Annotated in this window: 18 protein-coding genes; 11 read left to right on the plus strand and 7 right to left on the minus strand. The window is 43.8% G+C overall.

Going from position 1 to position 18,605, the window contains the following annotated elements; translation table 11 throughout:
- Position 1 precedes the first annotated feature (1 nt).
- The 6 genes from nuoM (at position 2) to JO943_RS15405 (ending at position 7,367) form a co-directional block, all read left to right on the plus strand.
- Entirely contained in the window at positions 2–1,600 is a 1,599-nt protein-coding gene (gene nuoM / locus JO943_RS15380; protein WP_005228928.1) for an NADH-quinone oxidoreductase subunit M, read from the plus strand.
- Positions 1,601–1,603: 3 nt separating this feature from the next.
- Positions 1,604–3,100: an NADH-quinone oxidoreductase subunit NuoN gene (gene nuoN, locus JO943_RS15385; RefSeq protein ID WP_005228929.1), complete on the plus strand. Its 1,497-nt coding sequence runs from the start codon at positions 1,604–1,606 to the stop codon at positions 3,098–3,100.
- A gap of 106 nt (positions 3,101–3,206) precedes the next feature.
- The gene (gene upp, locus JO943_RS15390) at positions 3,207–3,842 is read left to right on the plus strand and encodes a uracil phosphoribosyltransferase (RefSeq protein WP_004770784.1); all 636 of its coding nucleotides are present in this window, start codon (positions 3,207–3,209) and stop codon (positions 3,840–3,842) included.
- Positions 3,843–3,965: 123 nt separating this feature from the next.
- Complete coding sequence (locus tag JO943_RS15395; protein WP_005228930.1) at positions 3,966–4,256, plus strand: cold shock domain-containing protein; 291 nt, start codon at positions 3,966–3,968, stop codon at positions 4,254–4,256.
- Between the two features lie 115 nt (positions 4,257–4,371).
- A complete protein-coding gene (locus JO943_RS15400) occupies positions 4,372–5,070 on the plus strand; it encodes a cold shock domain-containing protein (RefSeq protein WP_202741243.1) in 699 nt (232 codons plus the stop codon).
- 236 nt (positions 5,071–5,306) lie between these two features.
- Positions 5,307–7,367, plus strand: a complete 2,061-nt coding sequence (locus JO943_RS15405; protein WP_202741297.1) for a TonB-dependent receptor — start codon at positions 5,307–5,309, stop codon at positions 7,365–7,367.
- A 52-nt stretch (positions 7,368–7,419) separates the two neighbouring features.
- Here JO943_RS15405 and gigC read toward each other — a convergent pair whose 3' ends face one another.
- The gene (gigC, locus tag JO943_RS15410; protein WP_005228933.1) at positions 7,420–8,304 is read right to left on the minus strand and encodes a LysR family transcriptional regulator GigC; all 885 of its coding nucleotides are present in this window, start codon (positions 8,302–8,304) and stop codon (positions 7,420–7,422) included.
- A gap of 84 nt (positions 8,305–8,388) precedes the next feature.
- On the opposite strand from gigC, the gene JO943_RS15415 reads away from it, so the two are divergent.
- On the plus strand, positions 8,389–9,150 hold the full coding sequence (locus JO943_RS15415) for a ferredoxin--NADP reductase (protein WP_005228934.1): 762 nt from the start codon (positions 8,389–8,391) through the stop codon (positions 9,148–9,150).
- A 51-nt stretch (positions 9,151–9,201) separates the two neighbouring features.
- Complete coding sequence (locus JO943_RS15420; protein ID WP_199974465.1) at positions 9,202–9,525, plus strand: hypothetical protein; 324 nt, start codon at positions 9,202–9,204, stop codon at positions 9,523–9,525.
- 29 nt (positions 9,526–9,554) lie between these two features.
- Here the strand turns inward: JO943_RS15420 and JO943_RS15425 are convergent, their stop codons facing one another.
- The gene (locus tag JO943_RS15425) at positions 9,555–9,977 is read right to left on the minus strand and encodes a hypothetical protein (protein WP_005283679.1); all 423 of its coding nucleotides are present in this window, start codon (positions 9,975–9,977) and stop codon (positions 9,555–9,557) included.
- A gap of 206 nt (positions 9,978–10,183) precedes the next feature.
- Here JO943_RS15425 and JO943_RS15430 point away from each other — a divergent pair, with 206 nt between their 5' ends.
- The 3 genes from JO943_RS15430 (at position 10,184) to JO943_RS15440 (ending at position 12,802) form a co-directional block, all read left to right on the plus strand.
- Entirely contained in the window at positions 10,184–10,384 is a 201-nt protein-coding gene (locus JO943_RS15430) for a hypothetical protein (protein ID WP_005228936.1), read from the plus strand.
- Between the two features lie 230 nt (positions 10,385–10,614).
- On the plus strand, positions 10,615–12,345 hold the full coding sequence (locus JO943_RS15435) for a mechanosensitive ion channel (RefSeq protein WP_199974463.1): 1,731 nt from the start codon (positions 10,615–10,617) through the stop codon (positions 12,343–12,345).
- A gap of 277 nt (positions 12,346–12,622) precedes the next feature.
- Positions 12,623–12,802, plus strand: a complete 180-nt coding sequence (locus JO943_RS15440; RefSeq protein ID WP_005228938.1) for a hypothetical protein — start codon at positions 12,623–12,625, stop codon at positions 12,800–12,802.
- Positions 12,803–12,848: 46 nt separating this feature from the next.
- Here JO943_RS15440 and JO943_RS15445 read toward each other — a convergent pair whose 3' ends face one another.
- From JO943_RS15445 to JO943_RS15465, 5 genes are all read right to left on the minus strand, one after another.
- Entirely contained in the window at positions 12,849–14,045 is a 1,197-nt protein-coding gene (locus tag JO943_RS15445) for an NAD(P)/FAD-dependent oxidoreductase (RefSeq protein ID WP_199974461.1), read from the minus strand.
- A 55-nt stretch (positions 14,046–14,100) separates the two neighbouring features.
- Positions 14,101–14,973 (minus strand): 1-aminocyclopropane-1-carboxylate deaminase/D-cysteine desulfhydrase, encoded by an 873-nt coding sequence (locus tag JO943_RS15450; protein WP_202741244.1) that lies wholly within the window; start codon positions 14,971–14,973, stop codon positions 14,101–14,103.
- 65 nt (positions 14,974–15,038) lie between these two features.
- A complete protein-coding gene (locus JO943_RS15455) occupies positions 15,039–16,106 on the minus strand; it encodes an HlyD family secretion protein (RefSeq protein WP_228131918.1) in 1,068 nt (355 codons plus the stop codon).
- Positions 16,107–16,231: 125 nt separating this feature from the next.
- On the minus strand, positions 16,232–17,878 hold the full coding sequence (locus JO943_RS15460) for an MFS transporter (RefSeq protein ID WP_202741245.1): 1,647 nt from the start codon (positions 17,876–17,878) through the stop codon (positions 16,232–16,234).
- Between the two features lie 13 nt (positions 17,879–17,891).
- On the minus strand, positions 17,892–18,440 hold the full coding sequence (locus JO943_RS15465; protein WP_005228943.1) for a TetR/AcrR family transcriptional regulator: 549 nt from the start codon (positions 18,438–18,440) through the stop codon (positions 17,892–17,894).
- Positions 18,441–18,605: the final 165 nt, after the last annotated feature.

Consider the following 18,605-nt stretch of genomic DNA (forward strand, 5'->3'; position numbering starts at 1 on the left):
AATGGAAAACAATTTAATTTTACCCGCACTGATTTTAGTTCCTTTCATTGCTGGTTTTATTTGCTGGTTGGTTGATAAATTCGACCAGCACTTACCGCGCTGGATTGCCTTAATTGGTATGCTCATTACTTTTGGTTTGGGCATTGCACTTTGGCAAAGTGGTACATATAGCTACGAGTTGGGCGGTAAAGTCCCGACTTGGGCGGCTGAATTCCATCTTCCATGGATTCAGACTTTAGGTATTAGCATTCACTTGGCAGTGGATGGTTTATCTCTTCTTATGGTGTTGTTAACCGCATTACTCGGTGTACTTGCAGTTGGCTGTTCATGGGGTGAGATTCAAAAGAATGTTGGTTTCTTCCATTTAAACTTGCTTTGGAGTTTAGGTGGGGTCATTGGTGTATTCCTGGCGATTGATCTGTTCCTGTTCTTCTTCTTCTGGGAGATGATGCTGGTACCAATCTACTTCCTGATCGCGTTATGGGGTCATAAAGGTTCGAATGGTCGTTCACGTGTTTACGCTGCAACCAAATTCTTCCTCTATACCCAAATCGCTGGTTTGATCATGTTGATCGGTATCTTGGGCCTCGTGGTCTATGGCTACATGATGACAGGCATGATCGGTTTCGATTACAACTACCTCTTGGCGGTTGCGAACCACTTACCACCTGAAGTTGCTTATGCATTCATGCTGTGTTTCTTCATCGGCTTTGCGGTGAAATTACCGGTATTCCCATTACACGGCTGGTTGCCTGATGCGCATGCGCAAGCACCAACAGCGGGTTCTGTGGATTTAGCGGGTATCTTGATTAAGACAGCTGCCTACGGTTTGCTTCGTTTCGTTATTCCATTCTTCCCGGCAGCGTCAGCACAATTCGCTGATATCGCCATTATTCTGGGCTTGATTGGTATTTTCTACGGCGCATTCCTTGCTTACCAGCAAACTGATATGAAGCGCTTACTTGCATATACGTCTATTTCGCACATGGGTTTCATCTTACTTGCAATCTATGCAGGTAATATCCTGACCTTCCAGGGCCTCATGATCATGATGTTGGCACATGGCTTGTCATCTGCTGCATTGTTCATTATGTCTGGTCAGGTGTATGAGCGTTTACACACACGTGATTTACGTTTAATGGGCGGTCTGCGTGGTCAGCTGCAATACTTGCCATTCTTCCTGATGTTCTTTGTAGCAGCATTGGTTGGTGTACCAGGTCTAGGTAACTTTATTGGTGAATTCCTGATCTTGATGGGTTCATTCAAAGCTTATCCAGCTTTCACCATCATTGCAGCAGTGAGTCTGGTATTTGCTGGTCTTTACGGTCTGATCCTGATTCACAAAGCATTGTTTGGTGAGCCAAACCCAGAGCAAAAGCAACACTACAAAACTCCTCTGAAAGATTTATCAGTGCGTGAAGTTAGCATTTTGATGATCTGTGTGATCGGTCTGGTTTGGTTAGGTATTTACCCACAAACATTCCTGGATATGTCACATTCAAGCATGCAGTGGTTAGTAAATAGTTATATGCCAGTACAAGAAGTTGTTGAAACTGTTCAACAGGCTGCAACTCAACTTGAACATGTGGAGATGCAATAAACCATGAACTTCACAATTTCTTTTTCTGAGCTGATGCCTTTAGCTCCCGTGATGATTGTGGCACTGACCGCAATCGTCGTGATGTTGTTGACCGCGATTAAGCGTAATCACAACCTCATTGCGACCACTTCGGTTGTCGGTTTAAACCTTGCTGCAATCTTTATTGCATACACCATGTTTACTGGGCACTTTGCCCCAGTCAACGTGATGGGCATGTTTATGGTTGATCCATTTACCATGCTCTATCAATTCCTGATTCTGATTGCTGCCTTGGCGTGCTGTACTTTGTCTCATGCGTATATCGAGACCTATAAGGAAAACCGCGAAGAACTTTACATCTTGCTGCTATCTTCAGTGGCAGGTGCAATGTTATTGGTGGCAAGTTCGCACTATGCAGCATTCTTCATTAGCTTAGAGTTGATGTCGATTCCTGTGTACGGCATGTTGGCGTATACCTATCAACGTAGCCAGTCTTTGGAAGCGGGGATTAAATACCTAGTACTTTCAGCGACTGCGTCTGCAATGTTGTTGATGGGTATGGCGTATATCTATGCTTATACCGGTTCATTGTCATTCTATGACTCTGTTCAGGCATTGTTTACTGCTATCAAACAACCCATGGTATTATTGGGCTTAGGCTTAATTATCTTTGCTGTTGCATTCAAACTTTCACTTGCGCCATTCCATAAATGGACGCCAGATGTATATGCTGGTGCACCAGCGCCAATGGCTACCTTTTTGGCTACGGCTGCGAAAGTGGCAACGATCGGTTTATTTGTGCGTTACTTACTCACTTCGGGCGCGATCCTGATTGAATCGATTGTGACAGTGATTACCATCATTGCAGTCTTGTCGATTGTGGTGGGTAACTTACTTGCAGTACGTCAAGTCAACTTGAAGCGTATCCTCGGTTATTCATCCATTGCACACTTTGGTTATTTGCTGATTGCTTTGATCAGCATGACTTATGCAAGCCTCGGTAGCGTAACGGTTTACGTGATTACCTATGTACTTACTACTATCGGTGCGTTCGGTGCAGTTGCATTGATGTCGAGCCCGTACAACAACGTGGATGAAGCACAAAGTCTTGCCGACTACCGTGGTTTGTTCTGGCGCCGTCCGATCTTGACTGCAACATTAACGGTAATGATGCTGTCTTTAGCAGGTATTCCATTAACTGCAGGCTTTATTGGTAAGTTCCTTGTAGTGATGGCTGCGGTCACCACACAGCACTGGTTCCTGGCTGCCATGATCGTGGTAGGTAGTGGTATCGGTTTGTATTACTACTTACGTGTGATGGTGGTGATGTACATGACACCACCAGATGTACCACGTATTGATGCCGATGCACACTGGGGAACTAAAGTAGGTGGCTTGATGGTGCTTGCTGCTGCATTACTGGTGTTCGTGATGGGTGTCTATCCAGATCCGATGATTAATCTGGCTTTGAAGGCTGAGATCTTGTCTCCATTGCACTTTATGTTGTCTCAACAACAGTAATCGTCTGATTTGTACAAAAAAGCCTCCAAAATTGGGGGCTTTTTTATTGCCGAGTAAAAAAACGCTTTATAATAGACAAAGATTAACATTACCTAGGTACTCACTCGTGTCGATTCAAGAAATTCGTCATCCGCTAATTCGCCATAAACTTGGTTTACTACGTCGTTCTGACATCAGTACCAAGAACTTTCGTGAATTAGCGCAAGAAGTCACGATGTTACTGACTTATGAAGCAACAAAGGATCTTCCTGTTGTTGAGCATGAAATTGATGGGTGGGCAGGGAAAGTCTCAACTCAGCGTATCGCAGGGAAGAAAATCACCATTGTACCGATCTTGCGTGCGGGTATTGGGATGCTGGAAGGCGTATTGAGCCTGATCCCAAGTGCCAAAGTGAGTGTTTTGGGTTTAGAGCGTGATGAAGCAACTTTAGAAGTTCGTACTTACTATAAAAAGTTAGTACCAGATGTTGCCAATCGTCTGGCCATGATTATTGATCCAATGCTGGCGACGGGTAATTCACTCATCGCTGCGATTGATGTATTGAAAGCCAGTGGCTGTAAAGATATTCGTGTTATGGTGCTGGTGGCTGCACCAGAGGGCGTAGCTAAAGTTGAAGCGGCACATCCGGATGTTCGCATTTATACCGCATCGATTGACCAAGGTTTAAATGAAGAAGGTTATATCGTTCCTGGTCTGGGTGATGCTGGCGATAAAATCTTTGGTAGTGTTCAAAAAGACTAATTTTTGACACATTCATAAAAAGAGACTTGATCTCATCCTGAAGCTGTTTTGGGGATCGATTGAAAGTCTCTTTTTTATTTTTATATACTGTCATCATCGCATTGAGAAAATAGGATAAATGTCATGAAGCAAGAATTCTATCAAGGCAAAATTAAACAATATAATCCAGACAAAGGCTTTGGTTTTATTGGCACTTCTGAAGGGGATGTATTTTTTCATATTTCCGAATATCCAGCGGATACTGAGCCGAAAAGAAATGAAAAAGTGAAATTTATCGTGGTTGAAAATGACGGGAAGTACAAAGCGACCAAGATTGAACGTCTTGATCCGAATCCTGCCAAAACCAAGAAGACCAAAATTGCTGAGCACAATAATTCGATTACATCGGCATTATTGTCAAACTTCCGCCGTTAACTGCGCTTTATTTATTATTTCTTTGTTCAGTTATCCATTTAAATATGATGAGAAAAGAGGCTTTAGCGCCTCTTTTTTATTAGAATAGTGCCTATATAAAAATAGAGTATAGAGCATGATCCTTGAGGGGAAAATTAAAAAATATAATGCTGAGCGTGGTTTCGGTTTTATACAGGTAGAAGGAAGAGCATCAGATATTTTCTTTCATATTTCTGATTTTCCGAAGAAGACGGGTGAGCCGAAACTTGGGGAAAGACTCAAATTTCTAGTGGTTGAAGAACGTGGAAAATTTAAAGCAGTCAATATTGTCAGGCTGGGCTTACAAGAATCACGTTCTATTTCTGAAGTCACGGCAAATGAAAAATTGTCCGTACCTGCGTTATCTGGCCGTAGTCGATCTCAGTCGAACAAAGGGCTAACCTTTACCATTTTAGGCTTGATTATAATTGCAATCTTAAGTGCTTTGGTTTTTCAAAAATATCAGTCTTACCAGCAATCAAAACAATTTAAAGCCGCACGATTGGCAGAGGAACAAAGCAGAATTATAGAACAACAACGCAAAGCAATTGGTGAATTACCTAAGCTGAAGTTCTCAGAAAAGACCGAGCGGGCTTTACAGCATCAACAGGTGCAGCCGATGCAAGCAACGCGTTCGAGCGGTGCTGCCAACACTCAGTTTCGCTGTGATGGAAGGCAACATTGTTCTCAGATGAATTCTCGTGCGGAAGCTGAATTCTTTATTAAAAATTGTCCTGATACCAAAATGGATGGTGATAACGATGGTATACCTTGTGAAAATGATTCCCGTTGGTAAGATATTCATTGATCTATGAGGCTGCATTGGCGCTTAGAGCTATATTTTTAGAGATGAGGAGAAACAATTTAACGTCTTATGAGAGAATGTAAAAGAAGTAATAAATAATAGTTATGATGTTGTTAATGATTTTTATTATCATTTGTTAATTTGTCTTATATAATGTGATCAAATTTTTATCGGGGACTGATTACATGAAAAAGAATCTATTATTTTTATCTCTCATTGCATTACCGATGTTTGCCGTTGCTGAAGACAATACAGTTTTACCAACGATTAAGGTGAAAGCCGGTCAGCTAGACAGTTATGCGAATGGCAAAATTAAGAAAAATTCAAACCTAGGCAGTTTAGGCCATAAATCCCTTATTGATACTCCGTTTTCTGTCACAACTTATTCGGATAAGCTGATTCAGGATCAACAAGCTGCCACTGTTTCAGAAGTATTAAGAAATGATCCAAGTATTCGTGAAACCACCAATGCAGGACATTTAAATGAAAATGTCCAGATTCGTGGTTTTAGTGTGGGCTTTGAAGACTACAATCTAAATGGACTGTTCGGGATGGCACCGACTGGCCGTATTCCAACAGATATTCTTGAATCTGTGACTGTATTAAAAGGTCCCAATGCTTTAGTGGCAGGTATGGCGCCAGCAGGGAGTGTTGGTGGTGTGGTCATGGCACAGACTAAACGTGCCAATCGAGATCTGACGCAAGTATCTGCCAGCTATGAAGATGGAGGATATTATAAATCTGGTGTTGATATCTCTCGCCGTCTAGGAACAGATCAGGAGTTTGGTATTCGAGCCAGCGGAACTTATGGTAGCGGAGAACATCTGATTAATGGAATGGATGATCGCAATGCAGCAGGTGTGCTTGCGCTGGACTATACAACAGATCAATTAAAACTGAATTTTGATGCCTATGCGATGCGAGATCATCGGGAAGGAGGTTCTCCAGCCATGGTTTCAATGGGCACGATCAAACAGGTGATTGCAGCGCCAGACGGCAACAATAACTATTTCCCAAAAATTGAAGGAAAGCAGAATAGCCAATATGCTGGATTGTCTGGAGAATATAAATTTAATCCAGATTTAAAAATGTTCGCAGCGGTGGGATATACGGAAAAAGAATATTCCGGTCATCTCTTCGGTACACGTATGATTGTACAAAATGCTGAAACAGGGGCAGCAAAGTCCCAATATTATCGAGTGGGGACACAGGAGCACAATGTTGCTGCAAATACGGGGCTGGAAGCAAAGTTCGATACGGAAAGCATCAAGCATACTGTCGGGTTAAGGGCAGATTATTTAACACGTAAATATTGGCAGCATGCGGCTGCAACAGTATCGGCTTTTGATACCAACCTGTATCACCCAGCAGACAATGGTGCAATGCCGATCAATTATCCTGACATCGTTCCTTATGCAGATAACCGCTATGTGAGTTATACCCTGACTGACCAGCTTTCCATGCTAGATGACAAGTTGCAATTGATTCTCGGAGCACGTTATCAGGATATTAATACCAAAAATTTGTTTAAAAAAACCGATTACTCAGCAGATAAGGTTTCTCCAAGCCTGGGTATTGTGATTAAACCTTTCGGTGACAACCTTTCATTATATGCAAGTTATGTTGAGGGCTTATCTGAAGGCGTTGAAGTATCCAGCATCACTTATCCAGATGCAAAAAACAAAGGTGAAACTTTTGCTCCCTATCAAACCAAGCAATATGAAATAGGGGCAAAATACCAGATAGGTTCATGGTTCAATACATTTGCCCTATACCAAATTGAAAAACCAGATATCTATCTGGACAAGACTTCCTCCACCGTAAAAGATGATGCTGAGACCCGTTCGCGAGGGATTGAATGGTCTTTCTCCGGTAATGTGACAGAGGATTTAAGCTTATTGGGTCATCTGGCTTATATAGATGCGGAATATGTAAAGTCTGGTACGCCTGCGCTTGAGGGAAAAACCGTTTATGGCATACCTGATTTCACTGCGGGACTGAGCTTAGACTATAAGATCCCCTATATTGATGGCTTGAGTTTTAATACACGGGCAACCTATGTGAGCACACAGTATTTAAATAACTCAAATAGTTTAGAGTTGCCTGATTATACGATTGTTGATTTAGGGGCGAAGTATGCGACTCAACTGGGAGGCGTAAATACAACTTTCCGTGTCAATGTGGATAATGTCGCTGATAAAAAGCATTGGTCAGGGGTATTTAATAATGATTATGCCATTATTGGCGCAGGTCGTACTTATAAACTCGGGGTGAGCTTCGATTTCTAAATTGAACGGTATAAAAAATGCTTCCAGCTGGAAGCATTTTTATTTTAAAAAGCTAAACCTGAGCTTCGCAGAATTGCAAAAAGGCTTTTAAACCGGGACCTTGATATTTCTGACGATGTACCAGCATATACAGCGGACGGGTTAATTCCCAATAAGGGGTATCCAGAATCACCAACTGGCCTTTTTCCTGAAGCGGTTCAATTGCCAGTTTGGAGATACAGGACATGCCTAAACCACCGGCGACGATTTTTAAAATTGCTTCGTTATGGCCTAGGGTTAAACGGATATTGGCATCGGGTAAATCTTGTAAAATGGCATTATCAAATACTTCACGTGTGCCTGAACCTTCTTCACGCAAGATCCATTCCACTTCATGAAAATCTGCCGGTGTAATCGGGCGGTTGAGTTGTGCCAGCGGATGCTCCGGCGCACAGCACACGGCCAGTTCGTCATTGCGCCAATGAATACATTGCAGTTGCGGTAAATGACAGGAACCTTCAATTAAAGCCAGATCAAGCTGGAACTGATTCACCGCTTCGATCATTTGACGGGTATTACCCACTTGCAATTGCAAATGGGCTTGTGGATGACGTTGCAGGAAATCGGCCATCAAATCAGGCATTAAATAATCACTGATGGTGAGTGTCGCCCCGAGACGTAAATCAATACTTTGCAACTCACCTTTGGCTGCCTGCTCAAAAGCATCGCAACGACCTAAAATTTCAAGGGCTTGAGGAAGTAGAAAGCGGCCTAAATCATTGAGTTGTAGGCGTTTCCCGAGACGGTCAAACAGTGGTGCACCCAGACCATCTTCTAAATCTGCTAAGGCCATACTTGCCGCACTTTGTGTGAGACGAACAGCATCACTCGCTTTGGTTACAGTTCCCTCTTGAGCGACCGCCACGAAAACAGCCAACTGGCGTAAAGTCATGCGCATGTTAAATAGCCTTAATGTTTTGAGTATCCATCATTTATTCGATCATGCTAACATGAGCCTACTGTTTCGTGCCACGTTCAAATCATGTCAATTGAAAAATTTAGCGTAGAAAAGGTTTTATCTGTACAGCGTTGGACTGACAATCTGTTTAGTTTTACCATGACCCGTCCAGCCCATTTTAAATTTACTGCAGGGCAGTTTGCCCGAATTGGTTTAATGGTGGATGGCGAACTGGTGGTCCGTGCTTATTCTGTGGTGTCTTCACCCTTTGATGAAACGCTAGAATTCTTTTCGATTGTGGTCCCCGATGGTGCATTTACCTCTAATCTGCAACATCTGAAAGTGGGTGATGAGCTGTATCTGGAAAAGATCTCCTATGGTTATTTAACCCTTGCTCGTTATCAGCAACCTTTGCCACAGGATTTATGGTTGTTGGGGACCGGGACGGGGCTAGCGCCATTCTTATCGATGTTGCAAGATTTTGAAACATGGAATAAATATCAGCAGATCAATCTGGTTTACAGCGTTCGTACTGAATCTGAGTTGGCTTATGTCGAGCGTATTCAGGAGATTGCAGCACTCTTTGGTGAAGGGCATACCGGCTTTAAGTTTATTCCGATTATTACCCGTGATCCGAATGCAGCCTTGCATGATCGCTTACCGGTTCTGATTGGCAATGGTGAACTGGAGAAAGCAGCAGGACTCTCTTTTAACCGAGACAGTAGTCATGTGATGTTATGTGGTAATCCGCAGATGGTGGAAGATACCAAGGAAGCCTTGAAGCAACGGGGTCTGATTATGAACCGCCGTGGTGAAGGCAATATTGCCGTGGAGAATTATTGGTAAAGTAAGGATTGAGTGTTTCCAGCTTACTCAATAATAAGGAAAAACAATGGCATGGAAGAACAAGATAAAAAAAAGAGAATAGGCAAAGTACCTTATATGGCTTTTTTTGTCGGTCTGCTGTTGATGCTTGTGCTGCTCATTTATAGCTACACGACGGTTTATGCAGGAGGCTGGGGCGATTTAAGCCGGAATATCATGCTAGGGCTAACTTTATTGGCTTTTGCTGTGTATTGCTTATTCTTTTTTATTTGTTCACTGTATCTTTGGGTGGTTTATCAGAAACAGCCCAACTTGGATTTGTCTCTCACAAATTGGGCTATGGGACTACATGGCTTGGCAGTGGGGTTGGTATTATTGTTTTTTGCAGGCAGCTAAAGCCATAAGAGCATAAATTAAATACAAAATTAATGGACAAACATATCCATAAATTCACGAATTTCTTGAATCGCGGTGTCTACATCTGTAGTTAACCAGGTCGGTTCAAATAACCCGATATAGTGCTCCAGGCGTTCTTGGGGAACGACCAAACGGACTGGACAATCTTCTTCAAGCAGGCGCCAAGGTAAAATGGGTACTTCATTGTCGAGGAAAGGCTGTACATTACGAATATCAATGATCATGGCATTGATACAGTCAGGCAGGGGCATCACCGAAAACTCTTCTGTACGGCGACGAAAATATTCCAGATCTCCCCATTTCAGGATATAGCTTGGCTTATTAAATTCAATAATGCCAATCAAATGTTCATCGCGCGTGTGATGTAAAAAACATTGATGCGTAACATCAGTGTCCAAATCAAGAGAAACGCTTTGTTGGCTATAGAACATAAAGCAAAACATTTAAAAAACGGGACTGGATAGTATAGCTTATTTTTGTTGTCCGCTAAAGCCGACTATATTTTAAACAAAAAATAAAATAAAAAAAGTAGAGTTCTGCAACTGGCGCAACGATAGTCCGAAGCTTCTTCACACAATGCTACATAGGGGATTGCTAATATAAATATTGAAAAGTAATAAGGAAGAGGGCTGCTATCATGCATGATTTTAGTAAGCCACAACCCCATGTGGCGAGCAAAGAAGAAGTTACCAAAAAGAGAAGATTACCCGTTTATATTTTGATTCTAGTGGGAATCTTTCTAGTTGCATTACTTGTTTATATGGTTGCTGACCATTCGGCCAATCCAACTGCGCAAGTGATCTTGTCACAAATGCAGTCGGCAGTACTGAATGCTTAGACAAGCATATTTTAAGACCGAGAATTAATTCTTCAAAAAGCTCATTGGTGTGAATCAATGAGCTTTTTTGCAATATTTTGCGCACTTTTTGTTGTATTAGTGCTGCCATTTATTGATTGGAAAATAGACAAAAATTATGGTGGAAGCATCCATAAATCATGTTCTTAGTTCATAGAGCAAGCATGGGTGGTTTAGACCAAAACTGAAAAACACAACATAAGGATAACAACATGAATGATTTTTTTAATGACCCCTCCAACCGTGGAGGATTTGACGCAATGTATTATTGGGATCAATTTCACCCTATTTTAGCTGCAATCGTGATCCTGCTGGTGGGCTGGATTATCGCCTTGCTGATTGCTGCCGGCGTGAAAAAATTACTGCAAAAACTTGATACCAATCATAAATTGTCGTCTGCAACTGGACGTACCCCAAATATTGAGAATCTTATTTCCAAGCTGGTGTTCTGGTTTATCATGATTCTGGCGGTCGTGGGTGCATTAAATGTTTTAAATATTAGTGGTGTAAGTGATCCATTCAGCAATATGGTCGGGCGTATTCTGGCCTTTATCCCGAATCTGTTTGCTGCAGTTGCAGTCGGCTTTATCGGCTGGATCGTTGCCCGTCTGGTACGTGCAGGCTTGACCAATGTTCTGGCAAGAACCCAGCTGGATGAGAAACTCAGTGGTGAGGTGGGTGTCAGTTCACTGAGTAGCAATATTGCCGAAATTTTCTACTGGTTGGTTTTATTACTGTTCTTGCCGATTGTGCTATCAATCCTGGGTTTAACAGGTCTACTGATTCCTGTACAGAACATGGTCAATGAAGCAGTGGCTTATTTACCGAATCTGTTTATTACAGGCGTGATTATCTTTGTCGGATATATTCTTGCAAAGATTGTCCGTGGCATTGTGGAAGGTCTCAGTAATAGCTTCGGTTTACAGGCTCAGGCTGAAAAAGTCGGTCTATTTAAAAATTCAAATGTCTCGAAATTTTTAGGATCGTTTGTTTTTGCGGTCATTATTATTACCACTTTAATTGTGGCATTTGAAGCATTGGGTATTGAGGCGATTTCGCAACCGGCAACCTCAATGCTGAATGAAATCATGCATGCAATTCCACAAATTATTGCAGCAGGTCTGATTCTAATCGTAGCTTATATCGTTTCACGTTTTGTTGGACGCTTGGTGGCTGAACTGATTTCAGGTGCAGGCGTTGATGAAATCCCGGCGAAACTCGATCTACAGCGTTTTCTAGGTCAAACACGTGTTTCTGACATTGTCGGTTATCTGATCGTTTTCTTCACCATGCTGTTTGCGGTGTCAGAAGCGGCTGACCGTTTGGGTCTGGAACAGGTGAGTGTGCTGATTGCCATGTTCATCCAGTTCGGTGCAAGTATCCTGCTGGGTGCGGTAATTCTGGTGATTGGCTTCTGGCTAGCGAATGTTGTTGCCAATGTGGTTCAGCGCGGTGAATATAATAGCTCACGCTGGTTAGGTAATCTGGTCCGTGTCTTAATTATGGGCCTTGTGATTGCGATGGGCTTAAGAGCAATGGGTATTGCCGATTCCATCGTCAATCTGGCATTTGGTTTAACCCTGGGTGCAGTTGCAGTTGCCTTTGCTCTGGCGTTCGGTTTAGGTGGTCGCCAGCCAGCAGAGCGTCTGTTAAGTGATTTATTAGACAAGGCAAAAACAGAAGGGAAGCAACCGAACCCATTGCACAAAGATGATGCTGGATCAAACAATGTTATGACTCCAACGCCAGTGTCTCCAGTTAATCCTGTGAGTCCGACATCTACTTCATCGACTAATCCTGTGAGTCCGACATCTACTTCATCGACTAATCCTGTGAGTCCGACACCTGCTTCATCGACTAATCCGGTGAGCCCAACACCAGTGTCACCAAATACTCCGGATAACTCAACTCCACCGACTCCACCATATTCGGATGAGTCGTAAAAAATAATCTTTGATTTTTTTTAGCAATTCGACCACTCTAAGCAGGGTGGTCGTTTTGTTTTTAAGAGTAGTAAGGCCCTTTGGTTATAACCAGATCAGCAACATTAAGACATAAGCTTCTTAATATCGCCGAATGGGAAATGACTTAAATCCGGAGTGATGTCGAAAGTATGGATGGGGCATTTGAGGTGGTCGAAGTAAAATTTGGCCTAAAAAGCAATTCATTTATAGAGCAAGTCGCCCTAGTCTCTCAATAAAAAGTCGATAGGAGAACAGAATGAAGAGGCCAAATCGTGTATTTGCACCAGTTATTATTGCAGGTATTACTGTCGGTTTTTTGGCGAGTGCCTACAAATTTGTGGTGGCGAAATCAAGCCCAAGCAAAGACAAGTCAATGCAAAAAACACAGAAAATGCCTTCGTCAGAAGCCGCTAATTCTTCAGATGAACAACATTAAGTATTGATTCATCTGAAAAAGCAGGTGGTTTGCGTCAAAACCCTATTTAAACGAATTGGGCTGCTGCCTGTGCAGATGACCATGCCCACTGGAAGTTATAACCACCCAAGTGTCCGGTCACATCCAGTACTTCGCCAATAAAATAGAGACCTTTCTGTTTTTTACTTTCCATGGTTTTGGATGAAACTTCGCTGGTGTCGACACCACCAAGCGTTACCTCTGCGGTGCGATAACCTTCGGTTCCAGAAGGTTTGACCGAGAAGGCATGGAGTTGTGCTGCAATCTGTTCCAGTTGCAAGTCGCTGATATTGCCAATCGCAGTTTCACTTTGCTCTGCCCAGATCAATTGCTGCAATTCCAGCACGATACTTTTGGCGGTAAATTCACTAAGTAGGGTCCGTAGCAGCACTTTGGGTTGAGATTTTTTCTTGACCTTGAAAAATTCAGCAAAGTCCTGACTTGGGAAGAAATCAATTTTAAAGCTTTCACCGACATGCCAGTAGTTGGAAAGTTGCAAGGAACTTGGGCCGCTAAGTCCGCGATGGGTAAACAGTAAGGCTTCGGTAAATTGATGACGCTCATTCATTAGCGTTGCATCCAGTGCATTACCACTTAGACGTGTCGTTACTTCTTTAAACTGGTCAGAGAAGGTAAACGGAACCAGACCTGCACGGGTCGGGTAAACATGATGCCCGAACTGCTGTGCCAGCTCATAACCAAAACCTGAACCGCCTAAAGTCGGAATAGACAAGCCGCCTGTGGCAACCACCAGCGATTCACACTGATAAGTCCCTTGACTGGTTTCAATGCTAAAACCAGATTCTGCTTGTGCCTTGACTTGCAGGACTTCGCAATGCGTCTGAATCTGTACACGCTTGGCTTTCGCACATTCTGCCAGTAACAGTTCCAGGATTTCTTTTGATCCTTTCAAGGTAAACAGCTGACCGTGCTTGCGTTCTTCATATTCAATCCCGTATTCGCATACCAGACCAATAAAATCCCAGTTGGTATAACGGGTCAGGGCAGAAATGACGAAATGCGGATTTTCAGAAAGATAGTTCGCAGGTTCGACCTCCAGATTGGTAAAGTTGCATTTACCGCCACCAGACATCAAAATCTTCTTACCGACTTTATTGGCTTTTTCCAGTACAGCAACCGAGCGCCCACGTTTGCCTGCTTCTGCAGCCAACATCAAGCCTGATGCACCTGCACCTAAAACAACAACATCAACTTGATGAATCATGGGAGAAATACTCAAGAGCGGAAAAGCGGGCAATTATAAAAGATTTATGCAGCTTTTAGTATGTTTTCAATTTTCCTTGTAAACCCCCTGTGTGAATCGCCAGAATACGGGTATGTTGTGGGAAATGCTGGCTTTGCATCAGGTCAAACAGACCCATCATCATTTTGGCGGTATAGACCTGTTCCAAAGGAATTCGGTATTGCTGTTCAAACTGTTGCATAAAGTGCAGGAGTGCTGGATTGGTTTTGGCATAGCCACCACAACAATAGGCATCAGTTAAAGACCAGTTCTGTTTATTGGTCCATTGTTGAATGTCTTGTTTTAGAAAATTCCCTTTTAAGGCAGAAAAGCCCAGTACATGCTGTCGATCGGAACTGCTTTCAATCAGCCCTGCAATGGTTCCACCGGTGCCGACTGCACAGCAAATCACATCATAATTTTCGCGGTCATCTTCAGTTAAGATTTCCTGTGTCCCTTGTAGCGCCAGTGCATTAGTGCCTCCTTCTGGAATAATCAATGCTTGCGGATAGCGCTGTTGTAATTGCTGTAAATACGCGGCTTCATGGCGCAGCCGATATTCGGCCCGACTCACAAAATGCAGCTGCATACCCAAATCTTGTGCAGTTTGTAGGGTAGGGTTTAAGGCTTGCAAAGCCAGCTCTTCACCCCGAATCATGCCAATACTTTGCAAACCGAAGTGCTGGGCAGCATAAGCGGTTGCTGCAATGTGGTTGGAGAATGCACCACCAAAGGTCAGTACTTGTGTCAAACCTTGTTGCTGTGCGGCAAGCAGGTTGTATTTGAGCTTAAAAAACTTATTGCCTGAAATGTAGGGATGAATCTGGTCCAGACGCTTAATGGTCAGTTGGACCGTACCGGGAAGCGCTAATGTTTGATAGGAAGTGGGAAAAGCAATGTGATCAAACATTTTCGAATAAGAGCAATAAATTTGACCACATTGTAAATGGATTTGATTGAGAATGTCAGTATCGTTTAGGAACTGGTATCTACCGAAGTAATCACCGACATCCCGGGACGTAAATTTTCTATGCCTTGCTGATTCGGATCTACGGTGATCCGCACCGCAATACGTTGTACCACCTTGGTGAAATTACCCGTTGCATTGTCAGGCTTTAACACACTGAATTCTGAGCCAGCTGCAGGCGAGATCTGTTCGACTTGCCCAGTAAACTTCTGATGATTCAGGGCGTCTACCGTGAAAGAGGCTTTTTGACCAATTTTCATATTGGCAATTTGGGTTTCCTTAAAGTTGGCAATCACCCAGGTTTGTTGCGGAATTAAATACAGCAATTGTGTACCGGCAGCAACGTACTGGCCCACGCGTGGATTGACTTCGCCCAGTTGACCATCTAGCGGCGCCACAATGGTACTGTAATCCTTGGTGGTATTGGCCTGATCCAGTTGTGCCTGTGCACTATTGACCTGAGCCTTTAAACCGGCTTGGGCCACTTGCGCTGTTTTTAAGGCTTCTTGCGCGACCTGAATGTTGGCTTGGGCCTGTTTCAGCAAGGCAAGGTTATTTTGTGCATCGGCTGCTGCTTTATCCTGTTCTGATTTTGATGCCGCACCACTATCGCCAAGTTGTTGGTAGCGTTTGAGTTGCGCGACGGATAAATCGTATTGTGCCTTGACCTGATCCATTTTGGCCTGCGCCGCAACCACATCGGCCTGACGCTGGGCAATGGCCTGCGTCTGGTTGGCCAGGCTATTTTGTGCCTGCTCTACACCAGAGACAGCTTGAGTCACTTTCTGGTCATAGGTGGTTGCATCGATATGCATGAGTACCTGACCCTGTTTGACATGATCAAAGTCCTTGACCAGCACATCCTTGATGTAACCATTAATCTGTGAGGAAAGAATGGTGGTTTTACCTTTCACATAGCTGTTGTCGGTCTGCTCAATCGCCGTGTGAAATGGCCCGATTCGCCATGCCCATAAAATAATCGTGATCCCGACAATAAGCACCAGCAGCATCCACCATAAGGTTGAACGCTTGGTCTTGATCAGCTTACTGGTTGGCGGTGGTGGAGGCGGTGGCATTTGAGCTACCGCTTCTGGCGCCTTTTCCGCTGGAACCGTCTGGTTTTGCCCGTTGTTCTGAGCATTGGTGTTTTCTGGTTTATCTTGTTCAGACATAATGTTTTCTCAATCAAATACCATCAGGGTTAACTGGCTGCTTGCAGATTTTTTCGGGTCATGTACTTGTTACGCACATATTTAAATAAGCCCCATAGCAGTAAAACCACAGCAAAAATGCCATTTAAGACAATCACATCGTTATAGGCACGAACCTGTGCTTCGCGGGTTACTACTTTGTTTAGGTTCTGCAAGGCCTGATTATTTTGCAGGACCGAATCATTGGTACTCGCCATGGCACTGCGCTGATAAGCCTGTAGGCGTTGGGCCACCAATGGGTCGGTCGGGTCAAGATTGCTGTTGATCTCGACTTTATAATCATAGGTATGGTGTTGCTGGTAGGTATTAAAGAACGATGAACCGACCAGACCACCAAAGTTTTGTGTGGCTGAGAACAGGACAATAAAGGTCACCACATATTGCGGCCCGCGTTGCAAGGTCCGCATAAAGCCCATCAGCAACAGTGGCCCAATAAACACACCACCGGCAAAGCTCACTAAAAACTGACTACGATAGAAATTGGCCGGGCGTACATCACTGGTCAGGTGATAATCCAGTGCACAGGCAATCAGAATCAGGATTTCAGCAAGGAATAAATTTAAAATTAATCGTTCACGGTGGAAGGTCAGTGCACTAAAAACCGAACCGGCAATGGTTCCGCAAAAGATCACCACATATAACGGCACGAACTGGTCTGGCCCCATGCCCATGGTCTTCAGGAAATTCACGGCCGCATAACTTTGCTCTGACATCAGCAGGCGTAATGCAAAAGCACTGACCACAAAACTGAGTAAATCACCCGCCGCCAGCCAACGGGTCATGATTAGCGGATTGGTCCGGTAATGTTCGTAGGTGAGACCCAACACAATCAGACAGAAGCCAACGATCAAGGTATAAGCCAGCCACGGACTATCGAACCACCATAGAATTGGTCCTTGGGTGAGCACGATACACAGACAGGCAAAGCCGGGTGCCAACAGGGCAAAGGTAAAGAAGTCCTGCTTCTCGAACACTTCCAGACGCAAGCTGCGTGGCAATTTGAGCGATACCACCATGGCAAAACAGCAAATGGCCAGACCCAGCTCAAAGGTATAAATCACATCCCACTGGTTTGCACTGAGGAGGAACGGTGAAATAATCCAGGCCAATGGCAATCCCAATTGCTGAAAGCCAAAAGCCAGATAAATACCTTTAGCCATATCGGCCTTGCCAAAGGCCTGCATGGTGTAATACATGCCGAGCGAGCTGAGGGGGGCTGCGGCCAGACCCGCAATAAAACGGACAAAAAGCGCCATTTCATAGGTTTTGACAAAGATGTGCAGAATCAGTACGCCAATAAAAACCAGTAACCCGATTTCTGAAAACAGGCGCAAGCCATATTGCTGACGGGCCTTAAACAGGATCAGGTTTGAACTGACATTGGCCATGACATAGGCTGCAGGGAGCCAGGCCGCTTGTGAAGCGGTTAATCCATATTCCCCCTGAAAAATCGGTAAATTGGCAACAATAAAGCCATTACTGAGACTGGCAGCAATACAGATCAGCAGGCCAATAACAAAGTAGGCGAAACGTTTCGGGCGAGCATGTGCAATCGCTGCAGGCGAGCCAGGTAAGGTTGGACGCTCGTCTGCAGACCAATCCGGAGGAGTCTCTAGATAGCGAGGGTTTTTATCCATATTCTTCCTCGAACTACACTTTAATGCCGTTTAATAATAATTCTATTGCGCGTTTCGCCAGCCGTAGCTGGTCGCTCGCCTGATGTCCCTGAAAGGAGGACCCCAAAATCGCGGTGATCATACCAAAATCTTGAGGGGTAAGATCAGCACGACATAACTGGTGTTGGATCGCCTGATCAATCAGCGGTTGTAATGCTTTATCCCGTCGTTCATAAATGTTTAGCATGATTGGGTCTTGGCGATCAATGATGCGCCAGTAATCAATCAGCACCACCAGCTGTGGAATCTGTTCGATATGACCTTCGATTAAACGGATAAAGCCATCATTAAAGACCCGTAATTCTTTGGCCTTCTGCTCCAGACGAGTGATGGCCCGTTCCAGCAAAGCTGCAATCAAGGCTTTACGATCAGCAAAATTACGATAAAAAGTTGCCCGTCCCACACCGGCATGATCAATGATGGCCTGTAAAGGCACATGAACCCCTTGCTTGCGGAAAATTTCCTCTGCGGCGTTGAGGAGTTCATCACGATTGTGAGCCGCCAATTGCTGACGTTTTGCCATGACCAAGACTCGTGGAAGATATAATGTGAATTAAACGGACATTTTTGTCCGAAGTAAATATGTAGCGAAAATTTATTTTGTTTATTTTCGGTAAAATCCATCGTAGAAGATATTTTTCCAAGTGCATACAGTGTTAAAAAATAAAGTGAAATGAATCATGAATAA

Source organism: Acinetobacter sp. 'aerobic (ED)' (assembly GCF_904886855.1).
Taxonomy (GTDB): domain Bacteria; phylum Pseudomonadota; class Gammaproteobacteria; order Pseudomonadales; family Moraxellaceae; genus Acinetobacter; species Acinetobacter courvalinii.